The sequence below is a fragment of the Aminobacter sp. P4_D5 genome (genome assembly GCF_056401815.1).
The window spans coordinates 1-1,411 of the sequence record NZ_JBFUIP010000372.1; the positions used below are offsets into that span (position 1 = coordinate 1).

The following is a 1,411-nucleotide window of genomic DNA, read 5'->3' on the forward strand; positions in this document are numbered from 1 at the left end:
GCCTGTCGCCGAGAGCGGTGAGCGCAAAGTGGCCGGGTTCTGGTTCGGCGAAGACGCCAAGCGCGGAGAGACAGCGCATCAGACGGATCAGCGCGCCCGGATCGGCTCCGGTCGCGGCGGCCAGCGCAGCACCGTCCCGCGGTCCGTCATGGAGAAGACCGGCGACGTCGAGGACCGCCGCGACGTGGAGGGCCTGAGAGGCCCGCATACCGCCAGCGATACGCATGAGTGCTGCTGCAGGGTCCGGGACACCGGCTTCTAGGGCCATCGTCGCCATCCTCCGCCGGACCTGCTGGCGGCCGGTTCGCCAGTCGGCAAAGCTCGGGTGACTGCCAAATAAACTGCTCTCGGCCGTCGGCCGCTAGCAACCTTTTTTTGCCCCTGTCCAGACAAGAAGGCTCGTCAGGCGCGAGGCGATCTCAGCCCGGAGGTCGGCCAGAGCGGTTGTGAGCGACGATACCAAGACCGCTTCAACGCCGATCCCGTGCGGCTCCTCGGCGCCGCGGGGAGAACAACGATGCGAGCAATCCGCCCTCGGGCCGTCTTACATCGCCGCCCGGCACACGACCCTCCATCGCCTGCCGCGGAAGGTTGCAACGTCAGCGCAATAGTATGCGTAGCCCGTCCACTGAAAGTCCGGGGGAGGGGTGGCCCGCCCCGGGTGGGGGTCGCCGAAGCCGGATTTCAGAAGCCCCCAGCCCTAGGGCCGATGGCTAGGGCGTCGCTGCACTGACACCACGGAGTCTATCCTTTAGCCACCTCGGTGCCCTGCCACGGCTATGCCACTGGCTCTGCCTCTGGAATCGAATGACCGCGGGGCGCCTTGTCCCCGGTTATCCGTCGCCACCTCCCGGAAGCCCGGAGGCAGTGTGGGAAAAAAAGTGGGATCAAAGACGAGCAGAGCACGTAAGTATTTGATATCACGGGTGATGATGGCGGACAGGGTGGGATTCGAACCCGCGCTACGTTTTGGCTCGCACGATCGTTCGCAATAACCCGAACCCCGTCCGTGCGGATTGGAAACCCGAGGTGCCGAAAAGCCGTAGGTAAAGCTTATCTCCCGCTCTCGCGAGTTCCAGGCGCGTGTCGCGGGTCGAGCTTGTCGATAGAGCACGGGCGACCTGCACATTCCGCTGGACTTCCCTTCGACCGGAAGCATTGGTGCTGACGGGCCGCGGGCGAAGGCAGCCCGCGAGAGCAAACCCGGCAAGTCCCGGGCTTCGGGTGGTGGGAGCGCCGCATGGGGCGGTGTCCCGCACAAGGAACACTCCCGATGCCCAGCACCAAGACTCTCACCGTCGCCCAGCTTCTGATCCTCACCACCGCCGCCCAGCGGCCCGACCACATGGTTCTCCCTCTGCCGGCTACGATCCGCGCCCGCGGTGGCGCTCAGCGCAACCTGATCGGCGTC

1 protein-coding gene is annotated in these 1,411 nt (G+C 66.1%); it reads right to left on the bottom strand.

The features are described 5' to 3' along the window. Positions 1-268 (bottom strand): methyltransferase family protein (locus AC1DWF_RS31980; RefSeq protein WP_476842559.1); only part of this gene is annotated, 268 nt, incomplete at its 3' end. Between the last annotated feature and the right edge of the window lie 1,143 nt (positions 269-1,411).